Annotated in this window: 3 protein-coding genes; all 3 read left to right on the top strand. The window is 43.4% G+C overall.

The annotated features are described in order from the left end of the window. On the top strand, nt 1-2,356 hold a 2,356-nt coding region (locus DEG18_02030), incomplete at its 5' end, for a DNA gyrase subunit A (protein HBX58363.1). Nucleotides 2,357-2,399: 43 nt separating this feature from the next. After that, a complete protein-coding gene (locus tag DEG18_02025) occupies nt 2,400-3,050 on the top strand; it encodes a hypothetical protein (GenBank protein HBX58362.1) in 651 nt (216 codons plus the stop codon). Nucleotides 3,051-3,128: 78 nt separating this feature from the next. Then, a complete protein-coding gene (locus tag DEG18_02020; GenBank protein ID HBX58361.1) occupies nt 3,129-3,380 on the top strand; it encodes a hypothetical protein in 252 nt (83 codons plus the stop codon). The last annotated feature ends 65 nt before the right edge of the window (nt 3,381-3,445 follow it).

The raw sequence follows: 3,445 nt of genomic DNA, 5'->3' as shown, positions 1-3,445 counted from the left end.
AATGAGCGTTATTGTTTCTCGCGCTCTGCCAGACGTCAGAGACGGCTTAAAGCCAGTTCATCGCAGAATCTTATATGGTATGCACGAGATGGGCCTAAGAGCTACCTCTAAAGTAGTTAAGTCGGCTAAGATCGTAGGGCAGGTCATGGCAAATTTCCATCCTCATGGTGACTCCGCCATCTATGACTCGGTGGCTAGGATGGCCCAGGATTTCTCTCTTAGATATCCACTGGTCCATGGGCAAGGTAATTGGGGATCGATTGATGGCGATTCACCAGCCGCCATGCGTTACACGGAAGCTAAGCTTACGCCCATTACCGAGCAACTACTTTCGGACATAGACAAGGAAACAGTTAATTTTAGCGACAACTTCGACGGATCAACTAAGGAGCCAGATGTTTTACCGACACGCATCCCGAATCTTTTAATCAATGGTTCAATGGGTATCGCCGTGGGTATGGCCACAAATATTCCGCCGCACAACTTAACTGAGATAGTGGACGCCCTAGTTTACGTTATGGACAACAATGATGCCGACGTTAAGGACTTGGTTCAGCTAGTCAAGGGTCCAGACTTTCCAACGGGAGGAATCATATATAACGAGAACGACATTATTAATGCCTATGCCACTGGTCGTGGGCCAATTATGATACGAGGCAAGGCGGATATTGTCGAGAACAAAAAGGGATTCCAGATAATTGTTTCCGAGATACCTTATCAGGTCAACAAGTCTGAGCTAATAAAGAAGATAGCTGATCTGGTTAAAGATAAAAAAATTGAAGGCATAAGAGACCTAAGAGATGAGTCCGACAAAGATGGTTTAAGAATAGCCATAGATTTAAAACAAGATTCTTTCCCGCGCAAGGTCATGAATCAGCTATTTAAATATACTGAGCTACAGAAGGCTTTCCACTTTAATATGCTCGCTCTCGTCGACGGTATCCAGCCTCAAACTCTTAGCCTTAAGACTATGCTTGAAAAATTCATTGAGCATAGAAAAGAAGTGGTGGTGAGAAGAACCAGGTTTGAACTTAGAAAAGCGAAGGATCGAGCACATATCTTGGAGGGACTGAAAAAAGCCCTAGACCACATAGATGAAATTATTAAAATCATCAGAGCTTCGGCGTCTAAAGAAGAAGCCGCCACGAATTTAATTAAAAAGTTTAAGTTTTCGGATAAGCAGACCGCGGCTATATTGGAAATGAAACTGCAAGCTCTAGCTGGCCTCGAGAGAAAGAAGGTGGAGGATGAGCTAAAAGAAAAGAAGCTTCTTATAGCTTACCTCGAAGACTTGCTAGCTAGCCCAAAGAAAATAATGGCCGTTATAAAAGACGAGTTGAAGGAAGTTAGGGAGAAATTTGGCGATGAGAGAAGGACTAAGGTGGTCAAATCACCTCTTAGAGAGATCGGAGAAGATGAGCTTGTACCTGAAGAGGATTCTTTGTTTATAATAACTCATAGCGGATATATAAAGAGAATGGTGCCCGACAGCCTAAGAACCCAAAAGAGGGGAGGCAAGGGTACGATTGGCATGGCCACTAAAGATGAGGACGCCGTCTCGCAGTTTTTTATGGCTAACACTCATGACAGCGTTTTATTCTTTACTAATTCTGGCAAGGTTTTTCAGACTAAGGGCTACGAAGTTCCAGAGGCATCGAGGCAGTCCAAGGGCAGGGCTATCGCTAATTTTTTGCAAGTTTCTCCAAGTGACGTAATCTCGGCTGTTGTACCAGTGCCGAAGGATACTAAGGGCTTCTTGTTTATGACTACGGCCAAGGGTGTTATAAAAAAAGTAGACATTGATGCTTTCTCAGCCGTCAGAAAGAGCGGCATGATTGCCATCAAGCTGAAGAACGAAGATCAATTAAATTGGGTTCTAACGACATCTGGCAATGATCAGATAATATTGGTTACTAACAGCGGGAACGCCATAAGATTTAAAGAGAAGGATGTCCGACCGATGGGTCGCGGAGCTTCTGGCGTGATTGGTATTAGAGTTGAAAAGGGCGAGAAAGTGGTTGGTACCGACGTTATACCTGCAGGCGTTGAGAAGGGGTTGAAATTGTTAGCCGTCATGGAGAACGGCTATGGCAAGAGGACTGACTTAAGATTTTATAAAGTTCAGAACAGAGGCGGCAGGGGAATTATGACGGCCAAAATCACTCCTAAGACCGGGGATCTTGTCTCTGCCCATGTGACTAACGAAGAGAATAAGGAACTAATTGCTATGTCTAAAAAGGGGCAGAGCATCAGGACTTCTATTGATAGCGTATCTATCTTAGGGCGGGCCACTCAGGGCGTAAGAGTCATGAAGCTTGAAGCGGGAGACGTGGTGATGTCCACCGTGGTCGCGTAGAGAACGATCTATACTCTAGAAATATGTGTTATTATTGGCTCATATGAAGATTGTCTCGGAGGTAATGACCAGGGATGCCGTCTCGGTTGATCCAAACACTTCTTTGGTGGAGGCGGTTAATCTGCTAGTGGAAAAAGATTTTACGGCTCTGCCGGTTTCGCAGGGCGGTTATTTAGTCGGTTTACTGACTCAGCCGGATCTAATTATTAAAGGTACGTCAGTCCACTTGCCAACATTTATGAAGCTTTTTAAGAACCTAAAGCTTCATAAGAAAGACGCTTCGCTGATAAAGGGTGATTTTGCAAAAATTATGCAAGCCAAAGTAGGCGATGTCGTGGGAAGAAATTTTATATCTGTAAAAGAAACTGACTCTATGTTTGTGGCTACGGATTTATTTGCCCAGAACTACGGGGTGAATCCGATGCCGGTTGTCGACGATAACGGTATGCTGACTGGCTATATCGACAAATACCGTATGCTCAAATTTCTAGGCGAAAGAGAGGTGGACGCGAATTTAGTCCCTGACCAAAGACAGATAGAGCAGAGTATGAATAATTTTCTGAGTAATTTCTATAAGCGATTTATGCTTGTTAGTAAGAGGCGAGTGAGACTCTGGATTGTAGCTAGTATATTCTTCTCTATCGTGGGATTTTGCGTAGCTTTTCTTATAATTTTGAGAATTAATAGCCGATGATGAAATTCAGCTAAGCATTATTGCGGTCGATCTAATGCTTAGTTATGACGACAAAGATATATAAAATATTAAAAAAAAATGAGCAAAAACATGAAAAAGGCAGTGTGGGTAGTCCTAGTCTTGGCCATAGTTTATTTTGTGGGTGGGCTTATCTACATGGGGATGAATCTCAGCGACATTGAGTTGAGCAGATCAGATGCCAAGCTAGCTGGACCAGAAGAAGTCAATTCCGTGCAGAATGTTATTGGCGGTGGTGGTGGATGGGGATCGAGCTATTGGTGCTACGATTGGTTTGTGGACATGCTTGGAGACGGAACTTGTTATAGATAGGAGTATTAATACGCATACGCTAAATATAAAAAAGGCCGAATGGCCTTTTTTATATTCAGTGCATG

This window comes from Candidatus Yanofskybacteria bacterium (assembly GCA_003514055.1).
Classification (GTDB): domain Bacteria; phylum Patescibacteriota; class Minisyncoccia; order 2-02-FULL-40-12; family GWA2-44-9; genus UBA12115.
Note: the sequence above shows the minus strand (reverse complement) of the source record. Positions and strands in the feature narration are given on the sequence as shown.